At 69.3% G+C, this 18,552-nt stretch carries 17 protein-coding genes; 11 read left to right on the top strand and 6 right to left on the bottom strand.

Features of this window, described 5'->3' with window-relative positions:
- Nucleotides 1-188: 188 nt before the first annotated feature.
- Nucleotides 189-1,157 (top strand): oxidoreductase, encoded by a 969-nt coding sequence (locus D7D52_RS35585; RefSeq protein WP_120743356.1) that lies wholly within the window; start codon nt 189-191, stop codon nt 1,155-1,157.
- Here the strand turns inward: D7D52_RS35585 and D7D52_RS35580 are convergent.
- Both D7D52_RS35580 and D7D52_RS35575 read right to left on the bottom strand, forming a co-directional pair.
- Nucleotides 1,145-1,549, bottom strand: coding sequence for a VOC family protein (locus D7D52_RS35580; protein ID WP_120744706.1), 405 nt, complete (start codon nt 1,547-1,549; stop codon nt 1,145-1,147). The two genes, D7D52_RS35585 and D7D52_RS35580, sit on opposite strands and share 13 nt — an antisense overlap.
- A 97-nt stretch (nt 1,550-1,646) precedes the next feature.
- Nucleotides 1,647-2,159, bottom strand: a complete 513-nt coding sequence (locus tag D7D52_RS35575) for a mycothiol transferase (protein WP_120743355.1) — start codon at nt 2,157-2,159, stop codon at nt 1,647-1,649.
- Between the two features lie 172 nt (nt 2,160-2,331).
- Here D7D52_RS35575 and D7D52_RS35570 point away from each other — a divergent pair, with 172 nt between their 5' ends.
- Entirely contained in the window at nt 2,332-3,588 is a 1,257-nt protein-coding gene (locus tag D7D52_RS35570) for an MFS transporter (RefSeq protein WP_120743354.1), read from the top strand.
- Here D7D52_RS35570 and D7D52_RS35565 read toward each other — a convergent pair.
- A complete protein-coding gene (locus D7D52_RS35565) occupies nt 3,545-3,820 on the bottom strand; it encodes a YggT family protein (RefSeq protein ID WP_120743353.1) in 276 nt (91 codons plus the stop codon). The two genes, D7D52_RS35570 and D7D52_RS35565, sit on opposite strands and share 44 nt — an antisense overlap.
- A 196-nt stretch (nt 3,821-4,016) precedes the next feature.
- Between D7D52_RS35565 and D7D52_RS35560 the strand changes: the two genes are divergently transcribed.
- Entirely contained in the window at nt 4,017-4,268 is a 252-nt protein-coding gene (locus D7D52_RS35560; protein WP_120743352.1) for a hypothetical protein, read from the top strand.
- Nucleotides 4,269-4,314: 46 nt separating this feature from the next.
- On the opposite strand, the gene D7D52_RS35555 is transcribed toward D7D52_RS35560, so the two are convergent.
- Nucleotides 4,315-5,352 (bottom strand): lysylphosphatidylglycerol synthase transmembrane domain-containing protein, encoded by a 1,038-nt coding sequence (locus D7D52_RS35555; RefSeq protein ID WP_120743351.1) that lies wholly within the window; start codon nt 5,350-5,352, stop codon nt 4,315-4,317.
- Nucleotides 5,353-5,654: 302 nt separating this feature from the next.
- On the opposite strand from D7D52_RS35555, the gene D7D52_RS35545 reads away from it, so the two are divergent.
- From D7D52_RS35545 to D7D52_RS35525, 5 genes are all read left to right on the top strand, one after another.
- Nucleotides 5,655-6,602, top strand: a complete 948-nt coding sequence (locus tag D7D52_RS35545) for an acyl-ACP desaturase (RefSeq protein ID WP_120744705.1) — start codon at nt 5,655-5,657, stop codon at nt 6,600-6,602.
- 114 nt (nt 6,603-6,716) lie between these two features.
- Nucleotides 6,717-7,025, top strand: coding sequence for a hypothetical protein (locus D7D52_RS35540; protein ID WP_120743349.1), 309 nt, complete (start codon nt 6,717-6,719; stop codon nt 7,023-7,025).
- A 95-nt stretch (nt 7,026-7,120) separates the two neighbouring features.
- Nucleotides 7,121-8,818, top strand: coding sequence for an alpha/beta hydrolase (locus tag D7D52_RS35535; protein ID WP_120743348.1), 1,698 nt, complete (start codon nt 7,121-7,123; stop codon nt 8,816-8,818).
- Between the two features lie 292 nt (nt 8,819-9,110).
- Nucleotides 9,111-9,911, top strand: a complete 801-nt coding sequence (locus D7D52_RS35530; protein ID WP_120743347.1) for a hypothetical protein — start codon at nt 9,111-9,113, stop codon at nt 9,909-9,911.
- Between the two features lie 119 nt (nt 9,912-10,030).
- On the top strand, nt 10,031-10,495 hold the full coding sequence (locus D7D52_RS35525) for a DUF2231 domain-containing protein (protein WP_120743346.1): 465 nt from the start codon (nt 10,031-10,033) through the stop codon (nt 10,493-10,495).
- A gap of 83 nt (nt 10,496-10,578) precedes the next feature.
- Here D7D52_RS35525 and lexA read toward each other — a convergent pair whose 3' ends face one another.
- Entirely contained in the window at nt 10,579-11,244 is a 666-nt protein-coding gene (gene lexA, locus D7D52_RS35520; protein ID WP_484297971.1) for a transcriptional repressor LexA, read from the bottom strand.
- A gap of 340 nt (nt 11,245-11,584) precedes the next feature.
- On the opposite strand from lexA, the gene D7D52_RS35515 reads away from it, so the two are divergent.
- The 3 genes from D7D52_RS35515 to nrdR all read left to right on the top strand — a co-directional run bounded on the left by D7D52_RS35515 (nt 11,585) and on the right by nrdR (nt 13,956).
- The gene (locus D7D52_RS35515) at nt 11,585-11,998 is read left to right on the top strand and encodes a hypothetical protein (protein ID WP_120743344.1); all 414 of its coding nucleotides are present in this window, start codon (nt 11,585-11,587) and stop codon (nt 11,996-11,998) included.
- Nucleotides 11,999-12,153: 155 nt separating this feature from the next.
- A complete protein-coding gene (locus D7D52_RS35510) occupies nt 12,154-13,377 on the top strand; it encodes a hypothetical protein (protein WP_120743343.1) in 1,224 nt (407 codons plus the stop codon).
- A 102-nt stretch (nt 13,378-13,479) separates the two neighbouring features.
- On the top strand, nt 13,480-13,956 hold the full coding sequence (gene nrdR / locus D7D52_RS35505) for a transcriptional regulator NrdR (RefSeq protein ID WP_120743342.1): 477 nt from the start codon (nt 13,480-13,482) through the stop codon (nt 13,954-13,956).
- Between the two features lie 85 nt (nt 13,957-14,041).
- Here the strand turns inward: nrdR and hrpA are convergent, their stop codons facing one another.
- Nucleotides 14,042-18,484: an ATP-dependent RNA helicase HrpA gene (gene hrpA, locus D7D52_RS35500; protein ID WP_120743341.1), complete on the bottom strand. Its 4,443-nt coding sequence runs from the start codon at nt 18,482-18,484 to the stop codon at nt 14,042-14,044.
- Nucleotides 18,485-18,552: the final 68 nt, after the last annotated feature.

Here is an 18,552-nt window from a genome sequence, read left to right as displayed (position 1 = left end):
TGTCCTGCAGAGAAGTTCGCGAGCGCTGTCCGAGGCTAACCCGAGAATTCCCCTGTGGCAGGCCGACACTCGCACGCATGCCGTCGAGGAAGGCCCTCCGCTCCATTGTGTCCCAGACGAGGAGGTGCGCATTCGTGCCGCAACCCGACACCGTCGGCTACTGTGTCTGGGACAGAAGGGATTTCCTCATGAGCTCGGTTCCCATCCTCCCGCGGCGCTGGACCACGGCCGATATTCCCGACCAATCCGGCAAGACCGCCCTCGTCACCGGCGCCAACAGCGGCCTGGGCCTGCGCACGGCCGAGGCGCTGGCGGCCAAGGGCGCGCGGGTATTGCTGGCCTGCCGCAACGAGATCAAGGTCGCCGCCGCCCTGGAGGCGGTCGGCGCGGCCGCCACCGGACCCAAACCCGAAGTGCTGCCGCTGGATCTGGCGGATCTCACCTCGGTGCGCCGGGCGGCCGACCATGTCGACGTCAGCGTCGGCGCGGTCGATCTGCTGGTGAACAATGCCGGGGTGATGGCGGTCCCGCGGTCCCGCACCGCCGACGGGTTCGACGCCCAGTTCGGCACCAATCACCTGGGCCACTTCGCCCTCACCGGCGCGATCCTGCCCGCCCTGCTGCGCTCGCCGCGGCCCCGGGTGGTGACGGTGTCCTCGATCGCCGCGTGGGGTGGCGCGATCAATCCGGCCGACCCGAATTGGCGTCGGCTGTATCTGCGCTGGCCCGCCTACGCCCAGTCCAAACTGGCGAACCTGCTGTTCACCGCCGAACTCGACCGCCGCGCCCGCGCCGCCGGGACCGCGCTGACCGCGATCGCCGCGCATCCGGGCCTGTCGGCCACCGCGCTCTACGACCGCGATGGCGAACGGGGCGTGGCGGCGACGCTGGCGGCGGTCCCGCAGCGCATCCTCTACGCCCTCGCCCAGCCCGACCACAGGGGCGCGTTGCCGCAACTGTATGCCGCCACCATGCCCGACCTGCCCGGAAACACCTATCTCGGACCGGGTTTCGAGTTCGCCGGCTATCCGCGCCGCACACTGCGCAACCCGCTGGCGCACAGTCGCGCCTACGCGCGCTGGCTGTGGGGGCTCAGCGAACGCCTCACCGGCGTGCGCTACGAATGGCCGACCGGTGCCGGCGCCTACTCCGGATAGACGGCGATCTCGATCAGGTTGCCGTCCAGATCGCGGCAGTAGTGCGAGATCATGTCGCCCAGTGCCCCGATCTTGGTCACCGGGCCCTGCTCGATCGTGACGCCGCAGGCGGTGAGATGTGCGGCGACCTCGTCGGGGGAGGTCGTCGTGACGAAGCAAAGATCTTGCGCGCCCGCCGCTTCCGTGGCGGCCGTGGTCCAGGCGGGGTCGGTGTCCAGGGCGCCCAGCGGACGGAGATTGATCTTCTGATTGCCGAACCGCAAAGCGGTCCGGCCGGCGGGCCCGAATTTCTCGACCGTCATGCCGAGCACCCGGGCATACCAGTCCGCGGTGGCCGCGGGGTCATGACAGTTGATCACCACATGATCGAATCGATCGATGGAGAATCCCATGCCAGGATTCTCCGTCGGATCGAATCGCACGATCAATGTGATCATCGACGCCGATCGCTGAAATCGCCCGGGCCGATGAGTGCCGCGGCCGCCGAATTCAGCGGCGCCGCAACAGCACCCCGCGCACGAACGCCGCCTGCCCGGAATGCTGGATATCGTCGTCGATGACGCTGATCAGGCGGACGCCCAGGGTGACCGGCGGATCCCAGCGGGTGTCGACGACGCGGGGCAGATCGGCATCGGTGAGCGCGGAGACGTACTCGATGGTCTGCGCGTGGACGGCGTCGTAATAGCCCAGCAGCAATTCCGCGGGCACGTTCGACAGCGCCTCCACCTCGGCCGAATCGTCGCCGTAGCCGGTCGCGGAGTCGTCGAAGGGCAGCTCGAACCGCTTGGCCCAGCCCGCCGCCGTCCACACCTGCTCGCGGCCCGCCACCTCGGCGACATGATCGTCCTGCACGCGGGTCAGATGCCAGATCAGCCAGGCGATGGAGTTCGCGGTGCCGTCGAGGCGGGTGCCCAGCTCCTGCTGGGTGAGACCCGCGACCGCGCCGTGCACGTTCTCCTTGACTCGACCGAAACCATCCACCAGTAGATCAGCGCTCGTCATGCCCCCATCCAATCACCGCGGGCCCGAGGATATTCCGGGACGCGCGCGCCCGACCGTCGCGAACTCGCCGTACAACATCCGGTTGTGGCTCGCCGAGCGCGCGGTTGTTTGCCCGGTCCTCCAGGCCTCTGTTTCGATCTCGCGGAACATCGGCGGATCGGGAGGCACAGGTATGGCGGGCAGGTCGCTGGGGCGCGAATTCGGTTGGCTGTGGGCCGCGTTCGCGGTGAGCACGGCGGGATCCTGGCTGGCCTTCGACGCGTTCCCGCTGATCGCGGTGCTGGCCCTGCACGCCGGGCCCGGACAGGTGTCGCTCCTGGCGGCCGCCGGATTGGCGGTCGGAGCGGTGCTGGCGGTGCCGCTGGGGCCGTGGATGGAGTTCCGGCGCAAACGCCCCGTCATGATCGCCACCGATGTGGTGCGCTGCGCGGTGGTGGCGAGCGTTCCGGTGGCCTACGCGCTGGGCGCGCTGAGTTTCGCGCAACTGCTGGTGGTCGCCGTCCTGGTGGCCGCCTCCGACCTGGCGTTCAAGGCGGCCAGCGGGGCCTACCTGAAATCTCTGGTGGCCGGACCGGACCTGCTCGTCGCGAACGGGCGGTTCGAATCCACCATGTGGACCGCCTCGGTGCTGGGACCACCGCTCGGGGGCGCGGCCATCGGAATCTTCGGACCGGTGATCACCACCGCGGCGAACGCGGTCAGTTTTCTGCTGTCCGCGTGGGGAATTCGCGCGATCGGCGGCGGCGAAGCGGCACCCGCATCGAATCCGAGCGGCGGCTTTCGGCCGCGTGATCTCGCCGAGGGCTGGCGCTACATCCTGTCCCATCGAGCGCTGCGGCCGCTGTTTCTCAATACGGTCCTGGTCAACGGCCTGATCATGGCGACCGCGCCGCTGCTGGCCGTGATCATGCTGCGTGATCTCGGCTTCGCGCCCTGGCAGTACGGGCTCGCGTTCAGCCTGCCCTGCCTGGGTGGTCTGCTCGGATCCCGGCTGGCGGCGCCGCTGTCCGCGCGATTCGGGGCACGCCGGGTGCTGCTGGTGTCGGGCGTCCTGCGGGCCTGCTGGTCGGTGGCCTTGGCGGGCATCGGACCGGGACTCACCGGACTGCTGCTGGTGATGGCGGTCGAGTTCGGGCTCATCACCTGCTGCGGGATCTTCAATCCGGTGTACGCCACCTACCGGCTGGAGAACACCGCACCCGATCGCGTCACCCGGACCCTGTCCGCGTGGTCGATCACCGGCAGCACCACCACCGCTGCACTGACCGCGTTGTGGGGGCTGCTCGCCGCGCTCGTCGGCTCGCGCACGGCCATCGGCGCGGCCGGCGTGCTGATGCTCGCGACCGTATTCCTGTTGCGGCCCAGCAACTTTCCCGTCCCGGACCTCACAGCGCGAACGCCACGGCCCGCAGAATCAGCACCGCGATGAACACCGCCGTGAACGCCAGATCGATCTGCACACCGCCGAGCCGCACCGGCTTGAGCACCCGCCGCACCGGGGCGATCACCGGTTCGGTGAACCGGTACACGATCTCGCGGGGACGGCGGACACCCTGCGGATTGTCGCTGAGCGTGACGATCCAATCCAGGATGAGCCGGGCGATCAATACCAGCAGGAATAGCGTCAGGACCAGCCCGAGCAGGCTCCCGATGAACGACATGGCGCGAACTCCTTCGTAATGGCCGCCTTACCGTGATCAACGCCGCGGGGGCATCGAAAGTGCCCCTCATCGTCGGCCATGATCGCGGGGTTCGGCGGCGGGCTCGCCGATGGCGTGCGAGAATCTGGGCTGCCCTGGGCCCCGGCTCATCCGAGACCGCGGGCCCCGGCTCACCCCGAGACCTGAGGAGTTCGACGTGAGCAAGAAATACCTGATCGGCCTGCCGGTGGCCGTCTTCGCCCTGGCCCCGGCCGTCGGCGCGGTGGCCGCGCCCGCACAGGCGGATACGCCGACCTACACCTGCAATGCGCAGACCTGGGCGGGGGAGACGCTGCCGACGATCACCGTGCAGGCCAAGAAGAACAAGCGCCAGGCGCAGGGCGTCGCGCAGACCACCTGGGGCGGCATCGCGAAGTTCTCGACCATCGACTGCCAGCTCAACAAGTAGTTCTCGCACGAACCGACACCGCCGCGCCCCCCGGGCGTGCCGGCGCTCAGATGGCGCGGCGGTGGTTCAAATAGGCGAACGAGGCCAGGCCCAGCGGAATCTGGCACCAGAAGGTGAGCAACCGGAACCCCAGGGCCGCACCCACCGCCACCCCGGCGGTCAGCCCCGCGACCGCGGTGAGCCCGGCCGCGATGGTGATCTCCTTGGCGGCCACGCCGTTCGGTGACGGCAGCAGCGGAGCCAGCGCGACGGTCACGAGCTCCACCACGAAGGTATCGGGCAGGCTGAGATTCGCGCCCACCGCGTGCAGCACCGCCCACAGCGCCACCACCATCAGCAGCGGCTGAATCAGCGCGCAGATCCACAGCGCGGCGGCCCGGCGTGGCCGAAACGCGGTCGCCGCCACCGATTTCCACGCCGACAGTGCGTTCGTGCGGACATGCCGCACCCGGGTGAACTGATGCCGCCACCCGCCGTGCGCCCGCACGCGGCGGTTGAGCGCCAGCGCCGACAGCCCCGCGAGCACGGCGACGGCCAGCACCCCGGCCGCGACGAATCCGGCGGTGCGCCAAGGATTGTCGCCGACCAGATGATGCCAGGTGCGCCCGGCGCGGGCGCCCAGATCGTGCCACGGGGGTTGCGCGCCGTTGCGGCTCATCAGGCTCGGGGCGGCCAGCACCGCGACCACCACCAGCGGCACCCGCACCATCAGCGCGGCGAAGCCCATCAGCGCCATGGACGCCAGCGCCCCCGCGTGATCGAGACCGGTGCGCCGCAGAAACCGCAGTCGCAGCAGCAGCGACGCGGCCGGCACCAGGCCGATGGCTGGCACCGCGAGTTGCAGCGCGAACAACTGCCGGGCGGAGGTGTCGGCGGGAATCGAACCGCGCAGCATGAACACCGAGGTGGGCCACAATGCCAGCGTGGCCAGTGCGGCTACCAGCAACCAGCGCATGTCCGCTCCGGCCAGGGCGTGGACACCGGTCAGCAACGCCTCGCGCTGCCAGAGGGCCGCGACCGCCACCAGTACGGTGAAGACGATGGTGGGTAGTGCCTTTCTCGCAGCAGCGGGAACGGCCGCCATCTGCCCTCCTCAGGTATCACACACGTAATTTCCCCGGTGAATCGCGCACGCGCAGATCGACATTAACGCGATCGCCGGCGTGCGGACCGGTGTTGCCCGATTTATCCGAAGGATTCGCGGCAGCGGGAAATCTGATTGCCCGGTTCATTGAACACGAATCGAAGATCGAAATCGAACGGTCGTCTTGCGGCGGCACGCTGCGACGTGTCGAATATCCGGGTAGGCTCGCGATGGGGTAACGGCCGGGTATCGGCCGCAATGAAATACAAGTCGTACAGCAGGGACACGACGTGGCCGAATCCATGACTCCGACAGCGCTCCTGGCCGAACTCGAACCGGTCGCCGAAGCGAATCTGAACCGGCATCTCGCCCTGGCCAAGGACTGGCATCCGCACGACTACGTGCCGTGGGACGAGGGCCGCAATTTCGCTGCCATGGGCGGAATCGATTGGGAGCCAGGTCAATCCAGGCTAGGCGAGGTGGCGCGTGCCGCCATGATCACCAACCTGCTCACCGAGGACAACCTGCCCTCCTACCACCGTCTCATCTCCGACGCATTCTCCCGCGACGGCGCGTGGCGGGTCTGGGTGGACCGCTGGACCGCGGAGGAGAATCGGCACGGCATCGTGCTGCGCGACTATCTGGTCGTCACCCGCGGCGTCGATCCCGTCGCCCTGGAACAGGCGCGAATGACGTGTATGGGCCAGGGGGTCGACGATCCCACCGGGACCGGACAGCACGCGGTCCTGCACGGCGTCGCCTATGTGACCTTCCAGGAATTGGCGACCCGGGTCTCGCATCGCAATACCGGCCGGGCCTGCGAGGATCCCATCGCCGACCGCATGCTCGGGCGGATTGCCGCCGACGAGAACCTGCACATGGTCTTCTACCGCAATATCTGCGGCGCCACCCTCGACCTGGTACCCGACGACGCGCTCGCGGCAATCGATGCCGTCATCCGCAACTTCCGCATGCCGGGGGCGGGCATGCCGGATTTCCGCCGCAACAGCGTGCTCATCGCCAAACACGGCATCTACGATCTGCGCCAGCATCTCGACGAGGTGATCTGGCCGGTACTGCGCAAATGGAACATCTTCGAGCGCACCGACTTCACCGATCCGGGCGAGCGGATCCGGGAGGAATTGGCCGCCTTCCTCGAGAAGCTCGCCAAGGATGTGGTGCGTTTCGAGGAACAACGCGACCGCGCCCTGGCCCGCGAGGCCGCCCGCCGCGAGCGCGTCACCCCCTGACCGGCGCCGATCGCGAAATGTGAACAGCCACTGCGCTGTCCACACCCGGGTTTTCTCGTCCTGCCGCGCCGCCTGGCCCCCGCTACTGTGTGACCACGACGAATGGGGACAGGCATGGCGGACATGCTGCGCGCCGACATCGCGGCGCTTCGAATCATGGCGGCGGGCATGCGACACGAGGCCGACGCGGTCGCATCCATCGACCCGGTCGATCTGATCGCCAGAGTGGCTCGCGCCATGCCGAATTCGGCGCTCGGGGCCGCGGCGGCCACCCTCGGCGACCCGCTGCGCTCGAGCGTGACCCGCATGGGGGACTGCCTGCGCACCCTCGCCGACGGCGCCGAGCGCGCCCACACCACCTACGCGGACGCGGAACGCGATTTGAAGAACCAGATCGATTCCTATCTACATCCTGCTTCCTGAACAGCCGCCTGGTTCTCGAACCGGGTTCGGCTGGACGGCCGAAGGTCCGGGTCGGCGGGTTCGCGAGAGGGGACGGGCGCGTGGGGAGGGCGACGATGGCGCAGGTGGACGGGTGGCGGCCGGAAGCCGCGGGCGAGGCCGGCACGGGTGTGCTGGCCGCGGCTTCGGCATTCGACGGGGCGATGACCCGGGTCCGGCGGCTGGCCGAGGTGACGGTCGGCGGGTGGAAAGGCGCGGCCGGGGCCGCGGCGGCCTTGCGGGCGATGGCGGCGCAGGTGACGGGCAACCATATCGGGACGGCTCTGCTGGATATCGCCGAAGCACTCGGTGCGGTGGCGGTGCTCGAGCGGGTGTGCACGCTGGTGCGGGAGATCGAAGCCGAGGCCCACGCGCACGGATGCCGGATCCTGGACAACGGCGAAGTCACCCCGCCCCGGTCGGATACCGGAAACCCGGTGCTGGACTTGCTCTTCCAGGCCGGCTTCGATGCCAAGGCCCAGGAGCTGCGGGCACGACTGATTCCACTGCTGGACACGGCCGGGGAAACCGACGAGCGGGCCGGGACACAACTGAGGGCGGTCGCGGACGCGCTCACGGCGCTGCGCCTCGATCCGATCCCAGGGCCCAGCGCGCGTGTCGCCGGCTATCTCGATGGGACCGCGCTGCTGCCCGACGACCCGACAGTGCTACGCGCACTGTGGGATTCGCTCTCGCCCGCCGACCAGGACGCGCTGGTCGCCTTCGATCCGTTGCTCGGTGACCGCGACGGGATTCCGGCACTGGCGCGCGATCACTACAACCGGCTCGCGGTCACCCGGTTGCGTGACCGCGCGGCGGCCGACTACCAGCGGTTGACCGACCGGCATCCCGACTGGGTGCGCGGCAGCGATCTCCCCACCGATGGCGACGGCTGGATTCGGTTGCGGCAGTGGGAAGCCGAGCGGGTGGAGATCCGCACCCGGCTCGCCGAGTACACGGCGGTGATCGATCAACTCGGCCCGAATGGCCCGGCCGACCAGGGCGCTGCCACGGGGACCGGATCCGGCCAGCCCCCGCGGCTGCTCGTATCCGTCGACGATCGCGGGCACGCCGCGATCGCGCTGGGCAATCCGGATACCGCCGCCAATGTCGCGACCTTCGTCCCCGGTACCGGGTCACCGCTGGGCACCCTCGGCGTCGGAATCGATCGCTCGCGATCGCTGCTGGCGGCGGCGCAGCGCGCCGATCCGTCCGCCCGGACCGCGGTGATCGCGTGGTACGGGTACGACGCACCGCCGGATCTGGGTGCGGCGATGGGTGATCGGCGAGCGCGCGAGGGCGGGGTCGCCCTCGACCGGTTCGAGGCGGGGCTGCGCGCCTCGCACACCGGGCCCGCAGCGCACAGCACGGTCATCGGGCACAGCTACGGGAGCACCGTGATCGGCGCGGCCGCATCCGGAGCTAACCGTCTGGCGGCCGACGCGGTGGTGTTCGCGGGCAGCCCCGGGGTCGGCGTAGATGATGTTTCACAATTGCGGCTGACGGGTATACCTGCGGGCCGCAACGGTGCGCATGTGTTCGCCACCGCCGACCCGGCCGATCCGGTGCCGCGGCTCGGACAGTTTCTGCACGGGACCGATCCCACCGATCGCGAATTTCGCGCAACAGTTTTCACATCTTCGGGGTCCAGTCTCGACCTTCCGCTGTTGCGGGCCTTGCCGGTCGATGTGTTCGCCCACGGAAACTACTGGGACCCTGGCAATCCGGGCTTGGAGACGCAGGGCGAAATCATCGTCGGCCACCCGCCGCGCTGACGCCGATCGGGCGCGGAGCCGCCCCGTGATAGCCGTAACCCATGGTTGCGCATTTGTAGCGGTACGTTGCCGAACCGGTATATTGGTCGCCCGACCGAACTGGTTTGAAACGGTCGGGTTCATGCTAGTGTTCCGTGAAGCTTGGACTGGAAGTCGGAGATAAATGCGCACTGAGAACATCAATAGGAAGTTCAAACTGCATGACGAGCGCAGGATTGCCGCCCAGCTTCCGGAGCAACTTCTTGGTTTAGATGTTGTCGGTTTTGGGAAGATAGAAGAGTTTCCGGGTGAGTTGCTGAACGCCTTCGGGGAATTCGCGAACGGTTCCGTTCCCCCGCGCTCGCGCATCTACCGCAATGCCCAGCCCAACCTGATCGACGCGTGGCTGCTGGAGTTGCTGCGCGGTGCGCGCATCGGGGACCGCTTCTACCTCCGCACCGGACTCGAGTACTTCCCGTGGGCCGACTGCCGGGTGCTCGATCACCGCTGGCTGGAATCCCTGCGCCGCGTCATCGGCACCAACCAGGGATACATTGCGCACGACAAGAATTCGGCCGTCATGACCATCGGCACGCAGTACGAGGTGCTCGGATTCGTCGCGGGGTCCGGTCTGCCGGCCGCCGCCCCGGGCAGTGCCCCCGCGCCGGGCGTCGCGCCCGCCTCAGGCGCTGCGGTCGGGACGGGCCCTGCGGTCGGGACGGGCATCACCCCCGCCGAGGACATCGCCACCCGGCGCATCGTCCGCTCCCCGGCCGCCGCCGAACCGTCGAACGCGGTGCTGAGCGGGGACCTGCGGGCTCGCCGCCTGGCCGCCCTGACCTCGGACCCGTCCGCCGACCGGGACAATCCCGTCGACGCGGCCGCCGCGTCGAATCCGGTCTCGGATCCGCCCGCGACACCGGTCGCGGAAGTTCCGGCGTCCCAGCCGCATCCGGTCGAGAGCGGGACGAGCGTCGAGTCGGAAGCCGCCGACCGGGAAGCCTCCGCGTCGCCGCGACCCATCGAGGCCACCCCGGCCGCGGAACCGGTCGCTCACGTCGACGAGGCTCCCACCCAGTTGCTGACCCGCATCGTGGTGCCCACCGAAGACTGAGGTCCGCGCGCTGAATCACCGAATCGCCGAACGATTCGGCGCGCCAACCGAACCGCGCAGCGTCGACATACGTTGTACTGATACGCCGGGCTTTTCGCCGAGTTCGAAAGAGCCGAAATATGTCGACATTCAATGGGCTGCCGGCCCATGTCCTGTTCGTGCACGTGATCGTCGTGCTGGTCCCGCTGACCGCGGGGCTGCTGATCCTGTGCGCGGTCTGGCCGGCGGCGCGGGCCCGGCTGATCTGGCCGGCCGTCGTGCTGTCGGTCGTGGTGACCGCGCTGATGCCGATCACCGTCGATGCGGGGGAGTGGTTTCAGCACCGGCTGGGCGATCCGCCCGTCGTCGACGAGCATGCCCGGCTCGGGCATCAGATGGTGTATTTCGTTGCGCCGCTGCTGATCACGGCCGCGCTGCTGGTCTTCCTACACCTGCGGCAGGGGCGCGGGCGGCCGCTCGGGCGCACGGTGGTGGCGGTGATCGCCGTCCTGGTGCTCGCCGCCGGTGGCGCGGCCGCGTGGCAGACCTATCGGGTCGGGGACTCGGGGGCGCACGCGGTCTGGAACGGCGTGATCGACCACTGAGACATACGACCGAGAGATACGACTGTCGTGACCCGGCGGCCGGTCTGCGGGGCGGTCACCGGGTCACGACAGTGGCGGCACGGTCAGATCTTGCGAATCACCGTGACGACCTTGCCGAGAATCTGGGCGTCATTGCCCGGAATCGGCTCGAACAGGGGGTTGTGCGGCATCAGCCACACCTGGGAACCGGTGTGCTTGAACGTCTTCACGGTGGCCTCGCCGTCGATCATGGCGGCCACGATGTCGCCGTTGTCGGCCACGTTCTGCTGGCGCACGACCACCCAGTCGCCGTCGCAGATGGCGGCGTCGATCATGGACTGGCCGACGACCTTGAGCAGGAACAGCGAACCCTCGCCGACCAGTTCGCGCGGCAGCGGGAAGACGTCCTCCACCGCCTGCTCGGCCAGGATCGGGCCACCGGCGGCGATCCGGCCCAGCACCGGGACGTAAGTAGGAATCGGGTGCTCGTCGGAGGATTCCTGCGCCTCGGTGTGCACCGCGCGGAGCTTGGCCACGCCGGTGGCGGCGCGCACGGCCGTCTCGTCCAGGCCCCGGACATCCACGGCGCGTGGACGATTCGGGTCGCGGCGTAGATAGCCCTTGCGCTCGAGGGCGCGCAACTGGTGCGCCACCGAGGAGGTCGAGGTGAGGCCGACGGCATCGCCGATCTCGCGGATGCTGGGCGGATAGCCGCGGTCGTGCACGGAGGTGCGGATGACCTCGAGCACCTTGCGCTGGCGCACCGTCAACTCCGCGCCGGTGCCGGACGTTTCGGTGGAGGGGGAGTCGCCTCCCGAGAGACCAAGGGGTCCGTTGTCACCTTCCGCGCCGCCGTGTTCGCTCACCGCCGCTGTCCTCCGTTCACTGCTGTCGCTCATCGGAATTCGTTCCCGGACCAGGTCCGGGGAACTCGTGACTCGACTGTAGTCCGTGTGACGCGTGTGATCAAACATCTGTTCGACGCATGTCGGGGAAATGAGTGACATTGTCGGTGGCCCGTGGTAGAAATTCGAACATCAGTTCTTCGAACACATGAGCGAGTCAGTCGTCCAGCATCATTCGGTCCGCCCTACCTTGGAGGTTTCTTCGATGCGCGCCATGGTCAGCGAAATCGACACTCTCGGAAGCGATTTGGGATTCGACACCATCCCGTTCGAGCTGCGCTCGGAGCGCCCTGTCGCGGCGACGGCCGACGCCGTCGTGCGTCCGGCCGCCGAGCGCCGGCCGTGCCGCGCGCGGGTCCGGCCCGTCGCGCGCACGGGTGTTCGACGCGATCATCTGGTCGTTCGACACGCGGCGACACGCGCTCGCGGCGTGCATCCGCTCCGGCGCGTGCAGCGCGCCCAGGCGGGCTTCGCGGCGCTGGCCGTCACCGCGCTGGTGAGCGCGCTGGCCGTGGCCGGATTGCTCGCCCTGGCCCAATTGCGTTCCGGCGACTTCGATTCGCAGACCACCCCGGCCGTGCCGTCTGCGGTGCAGATGGCGCCCGCTCCCGCGCGGTAGCGGTGCCGACGCTGCGGTGGTTGCCTCGCCGTAGCCGGGAGTGAGTGAGCGATCTACGGCCACAGGATGGCCGAATATGCAGATTGAAAACTGAAACGTGTTGCTAGGTTCCCCTCGGAAATGTGACAGCGGCGACAAGCGCGACAGGGGGCGTAATGCCGAGAGTTCGAGGGTTGATCCGGGTGGCCGGGGTGCTCACCTGCCTGCTGGTCGGGCTGGCGACGGCGCCGGTCACGCACGCCGAATCCGCCTACGCCGCATACCTGGACCTGCCGTCGGTCAATGGCGACGGCGCGGGCGGCGGTCGCTTGAACCCGGCGCTGCCCCTGGAGCCGGACGTCCTGCGCGACGCCCTCGACCAGGCCCGTGCCGCGGGCGTCGAACCGCGCCACTACGCGACGCTGCTGCATCAGTACTGGCTGGCCGTGGCCGCCCGCAATGCCGATATCGACCTGGCCGCCTGGGATCCCGAGCGCGGGGTCGCGGCCAACTCCCGCACCTTCACCCAGGTCTACGTGAATTACCTGCGGCTGAACAACTCCCATCCGGAGTTCTGGTGGACCGGGCTGGCGGGTCTGGCCGGCGGCTCGTTCGCCTCCGGGTTCTTCGATATGGGCGACGTCGCCTCGATCGTCAGCGTGCCGGGCGTGCATCAGCTCGGCGACGGGGTCGCCGATCTGCTGCGCGGCACCCCGCAGCCGCTGCTCGACCTGCTGCCCGCCGACCTGCGCACCCTGAGCACCGAGGGCGAGCGGCTCACGGCCGAGGACCTGGCCTGGTATCAGACGAGGTTGATGATCATGCAGAAGCACATCTTCATCGACCAGGTCCCCATGCACGAGGCCTACGCCGCCGACGGCCCGGCCGGAGTCGAGGAGATGTACCGGGCCGGGGTGCTCGACGACAACGCGATCACCGCCTGGCGAGAACTGGCCGCGGGCGGCGACGCCGGTCTGGCCGACGCCGCGCTGCGCATGACCGACCGGGAACAGAACCAGATCGTCGCCGACCAGTGGGACGTGACCTCGCACGGTCGCGGAGCCATGGGCCGGGTCATGACCTACGTGAGCACCGTCGCGGGCAAGGCCGCGGTGCCCGGAGTGCTGGCGCCCGGGGTGTTCGCCCCCGTGACCCTCACCGCGGGCGCCCTGTCGCTGCGCGCGCCGCTGCCCGATTTCGACTGGGCCGACCGCGACACGCGGTGGAACTACATCACCCACGACCTGCTGCCGCGCTATCTGGAGCTGTGCGCGAACCCGTCGGTCGCGAGACCGCTTCTGGCGGTGCCGTTCCCGGACATGCTGACCAATGGGCGGCTGGTGCGGCGGCTGCCGGATCTGCTCGCGGATCTGACCGCGCAATGGCGGCTGACCACCTGATTGCGGCCGGGAGACCCGGGCGGACGCCGCGGACCGCGCCGGTCGCGGTATCCTCGAGATTGCTCGAGGTTTCTGATCCCAGGCATCGACGAAGGATCCCGGATGCATTGCCCGTATTGTCGCCACCCCGATTCGAGGGTGGTCGACTCACGTGAGGCCGAGGAAGGCAGCGCCATCAGGAGGCGGCGTGCCTGCCCGGAGTGTGGGCGCCGGTTCACCACGGTCGAAACCGCGATTCTGTCGGTGGTGAAGCGCAGCGGCGTCACCGAACCGTTCAGCCGTGAGAAGGTCGTGCGCGGTGTGAGCCGCGCCTGCCAGGGTCGCGAGGTCGACTCCGACGCGCTCAATCTGCTCGCCCAGCAGGTCGAGGATGCGGTGCGCGCCAAGGGTTCCCCCGAGATCCCCAGCCACGAGGTGGGTTTGGCGATCCTGGGTCCCCTGCGTGATCTCGACGAGGTCGCCTACCTGCGGTTCGCCTCGGTGTATCGATCCTTCAGTTCCGCCGAGGATTTCGAACGCGAGATCGCCGACCTGCGCAAGCATCGCGAGGAGAACACGGTGGGCGCGGCGGTCGAGTAGGACCGCGCGACCGAACGATTCGCGGTCCGGCGCCGAAGGATTCGGGGCCGGACCGTTCGCGCATCCTGGGTTTCGCGCATCCGGGTCAGCGCTGCTGGGGTGGCCGGCGGGCGGCGTCGATGGCCTTTTCGATGCGCTTGGCCGATACCGAATACGGGGTGCCGAGCTGCTGGGCGAACAGGCTGACGCGCAATTCCTCGATCATCCACCAGATTTCGAGAATGTCGCGGCCGCCGCGACGGGACTCGGGCAGGCTGGCCAGCAGCCGGTCGTAGGCGGCGTGCACCCGGTCGAGTTCGGCCATGCCCGCGCGGTCCCGATGGGCGGCGGCGGGTAGCGCCTCCAGACGCAGCCGGGCCGCCTCCAGATAGCGCGGCAGTTCACGCAATCGCGCGCTGCCCCATTCGGAGATGAAGCCCGGGAAGACCATTTCGTCGAGCTGATGGGCGACATCGTCGGTGGCGTCGCGGTCGTGCGACTCGGCGAGCGCGGCGCGCAGGCGGTGGGCCTCGGCGAGCACCGGGATCACCGAGCGCACGATGGTCGCCACCGCCGTCGTGAACTGCGGCCGCACCCGCTCCACGAGGGTCTGGAACTGCTCCGGACTGCGCACCGGGCCGCCGTGGGCCGCGATGAGCTCGTCGGCGGCGCAGCCGCGGCAGTCCTCGACGAGCGCGTCGAGGGAACCGTACGGATTCTGGCTCAGCGCAAGGCGATCGGCGGGACGCAGCCCGGCGGTGACGGCGCGGGTACTGGTGGTGATCGCGCTCAGCAGCAGGGCGCGGGTGCCGGTGCGCATGGCGGTGGCCTGCTCGGCCGGGGAGCTCAGCACGCGCACGGCCACGCCCTCGGACTCGGCGACCAGAGCCGGATATCCGGTGATGGTCTGCCCGCCCACCTGGCGTTTGACCGAAGTGGGCAGCGTGCCCAGCGATTCCGAGGTCCACACCGTGGCGGGGGCGCGTTCGGCGGCGGTATTGGCGCGCGCCACCGACTTCGAGACCTGTTCGGCCAGGCGGGTTTTCAGCTCGGTCAGGCTCTTGCTGCGGGCGACGATCTCGCCCATGGGGGAGACGGCGGCGAAGGTCATGCGCAGATGGTCGGGCAGGCCCGCCGGGTCCAGATGGGCGGCGGTGATGGTGACCGAGCCCAGCTGCGACAGCTCCCGCGCCAGACCGGTGCGCAGCGGTTCGGCACGCGGGGTGAGGCGGTCGAGCGCGGCCTTGGCGAAGTCCGGGGCCGGAACGACGGTGCGGCGCAACTGTTTCGGCAGCGTCTTGATGAACGCGGCCGCGAGTTCCTCGCGCATGCCCGGCACCAGCCAGTCGAAGCCGACCGAGCGCACGTGCGCGAGCTGCGCGATGGGGATGTGCACGGTGACGCCGTCGTCGGCCTGACCCGGCTCGAACTGGTAGGTGAGCGGGAAAGTCAGCTCGCCTTGGCGCCAGCTGTCGGGGTAGGCGGTCGGATCCAGGACGGCCGCGTCCTCGTTGACCACCGTGGAGGCGGTGAAGTCGAGCAGGCTCGCGTCCTGGCGCTGCGCCTTGCGCCACCAGCTGTCGAAATGCCGCACCGACACGATGTCCGACGGGACGCGCTCATCGTAGAAGTCGAACAGCACCTGATCGTCGACGAGGATGTCGCGCCGCCGCGCCCGATGCTCCAGATCGGCCACATCATCGAGCAATTCGCGGTTGCGCTCGAAGAAGGCGTGCTTGGTCTGCCACTCGCCCTGCACCAGCGCGTGCCGGATGAACAGTTCCCGCGACAACTCCGGATCGATGCGCCCGAAGTCCACCCGCCGCTGCGTCACCAGCGGCAGCCCGTACAGCGTGACCCGCTCGTAGGCGGCCGCCGCGCCCCGCTTGGCCGACCAATGCGGCTCGGAATACGTGCGTTTCACCAGATCGCCCGCGAGCCGTTCGGCCCATTCCGGCTCGATCCGCGCGGCGGTCCGCCCCCACAGCCGGGAGGTCTCCACCAATTCGGCGGCCATCACCCACCGCGGCGGCTTCTTCGCCAGCGAGGATCCCGGGAAGATCATGAACTTCGCGTTGCGCGCACCCAGGAACTCCCGAGTCTCGGCCTCCCGCACGCCGATATGCGACAGCATTCCGGCCAGCAGCGCCTGATGAATCGACGTCACATCCCACGGCAGCGAATCGTCCCCGAGCCCCGCCTTGGCCGCCAGGCTCTCCGCCAACTCGGCCCGCCCGCCGCCCATCCGCCCGGACACCGAAGCCCCGCCGGGCATCGCCCGACTGCTGCCATGACCGTCCTGGGGGCCGCTGCTGCGGCTGGAATCCGCGCCGCGCCCAGCATTTCGGCCGCGGCCGGATTCCCCGCCAGGGGTCTGACCATGGCGGCGGGTTGGGTCATCGCCGCCGCGTGCGGAGGCGTTGCCGCGCTGGGAGTTACGACCGCTGCCCGGGTCGGCGGCCAGGTCGGCAGGCGACGAGGCGTCGCCTCGATTGGAGCCGCGCCGGTTTCGTACATTGCGGCCGTCTCGGCCGCCGGCCGCATTGTCCGGGCCGTCCCCGCCGCGTCCACTGGTCCGGCCGCGCGCATTCGTCTCGAACTCATCGGCAGTTGTTGCGGTGCGGTCGAATTGGGCGTCGGAGCCGGAGGTGTTCCAGCCCAGGCCGCGGGTGATGGTGCGGAGTTGGCCGTGCAGGTCCTGCCATTCGCGGATGCGGAGGTAGTGCAGGAATTCGTCGCGGCACAGGCGGCGGAACTGGTTGGAGGAGAGGGCGTTTCGCTGTTCGCGGAGGTAATCCCAGAGGCGCAGGTAGGCCAGGAAGTCGGAGCCCTCGATGGTGAAGCGGGCGTGTTTGGTGTCGGCGGCCTGCTGATGGTCGACGGGGCGTTCGCGGACATCCTGGATGGACAGGGCGGCGACGATGATCAGCACTTCGGCCAGGCAGCCGGCGCGGTTGGCCTCCACCAGCATGCGGGCCATGCGCGGGTCGACGGGGATCTGCGCCATCTCGCGGCCGATGGGGGTGAGGATCAGGCCGGCGTCCGGAATGTCGCGGCGCGCACCGGCTTCCGCCTCCGCGCGGGCGAGTGCGCCCAGCTCCTCGAGCAGGGCGATGCCGTCGCGGATGGCCCGCGCGTCGGGCGCCTCCACGAACGGGAAGCTCTCGATGTCGCCGAGCCCGAGCGCGGTCATCTGCAGGATGACGGCAGCCAGATTGGTGCGCAGGATCTCCGGTTCGGTGAACTGCGGCCGGGATTCGAAGTCGTCCTCGGCGTACAGCCGGATCGCGATACCGTCCGCGACACGGCCGCACCGGCCCGATCGCTGCCGCGCCGACGCCTGCGAGATCGATTCGATGGGCAGCCGCTGCACCTTGGTGCGCATGGAGTAGCGCGAAATGCGCGCGGTGCCAGGGTCGATCACGTACCGGATGCCCGGCACCGTGAGCGAGGTCTCGGCCACGTTGGTGGCCAGCACCACGCGGCGCCCGGTATGCGATTCGAACACCCGGTGCTGCTCGGCCGCCGACAGCCGCGCGTACAGCGGCAGGATCTCGGTGCGCGGCAACCGCATGTCCCGCAACGAGTCCGCGGTGTCGCGGATCTCGCGCTCGCCGGACAGGAACACCAGGATGTCGCCGTCGCCCTCGGCCTGCAGTTCGCGCACCGCGTCGCCGATGGCGTCGGTGGGGTCGCGGTCGACGATGCGGGTGTCCTCGTCGTCGTCGAGATCCGCGGCGGCCTCCGCGCCGGTGACCGGAACCTCCAGCGACAGCGGCCGATACCGGATCTCCACCGGATACGACCGTCCCGACACCTCGACAATCGGTGCGGGCGTGCCGTTCTCGTCGCAGAAGTGGCGCGCGAACAGCTCCGGATCGATGGTCGCCGAGGTGATGACGATCTTGAGGTCCGGTCGCTTGGGCAGCAGCTGCTTGAGATAGCCGAGCAGGAAGTCGATATTGAGGCTGCGCTCGTGCGCCTCGTCGATGATGATCGTGTCGTAGCGGCGCAGCAGCCGATCGCGCTGGATCTCCGCGAGCAGGATGCCGTCGGTCATCAGCTTGACCAGGGTGCGATCCGAGGCCTGATCGGTGAAGCGGACCGTGTAGCCGACCACGTCCCCGAGTTCGGTGCCCAGTTCCTCGGCGATGCGCTCGGCCACCGTGCGCGCGGCCAGCCGGCGCGGCTGGGTGTGGCCGATGGTGCCGCGAATGCCGCGCCCGAGTTCCAGGCAGATCTTGGGCAGCTGGGTGGTCTTGCCGGAACCGGTCTCGCCGGCCACGATCACCACCTGGTGTGCGGCGATGGCCGCGGCGATGTCGTCGCGGCGCGCGGAGACCGGCAGCTGTTCGGGATAGCGGATGTCGGGTACGGCGGCGCGGCGGGCGTCCACCCGGCGCTGGGCGGCGTCGATCTCGGCTTCGAGGTCGGTGAGATCGCCGCCGCGGGCCTTGTCGAGCCGGCGACGCAAGCGGTACTCGTCGCGGATCGAGAGATCGGCCAGGCGGGAACGAAGCTCGCGAGAGGTGGCGGCGGTCCTGGTCATTGCACCGTCAACGATAGCGAAGAGTCGCTCCGGGCCGGTCGGCGCGGTGACCGGCGACCCGAAACGGA

It is taken from the genome of Nocardia yunnanensis, from assembly GCF_003626895.1.
In the GTDB taxonomy this organism is placed as follows: Bacteria; Actinomycetota; Actinomycetes; order Mycobacteriales; family Mycobacteriaceae; genus Nocardia; species Nocardia yunnanensis.
This window is presented reverse-complemented; position numbering and strand designations above follow the sequence as displayed.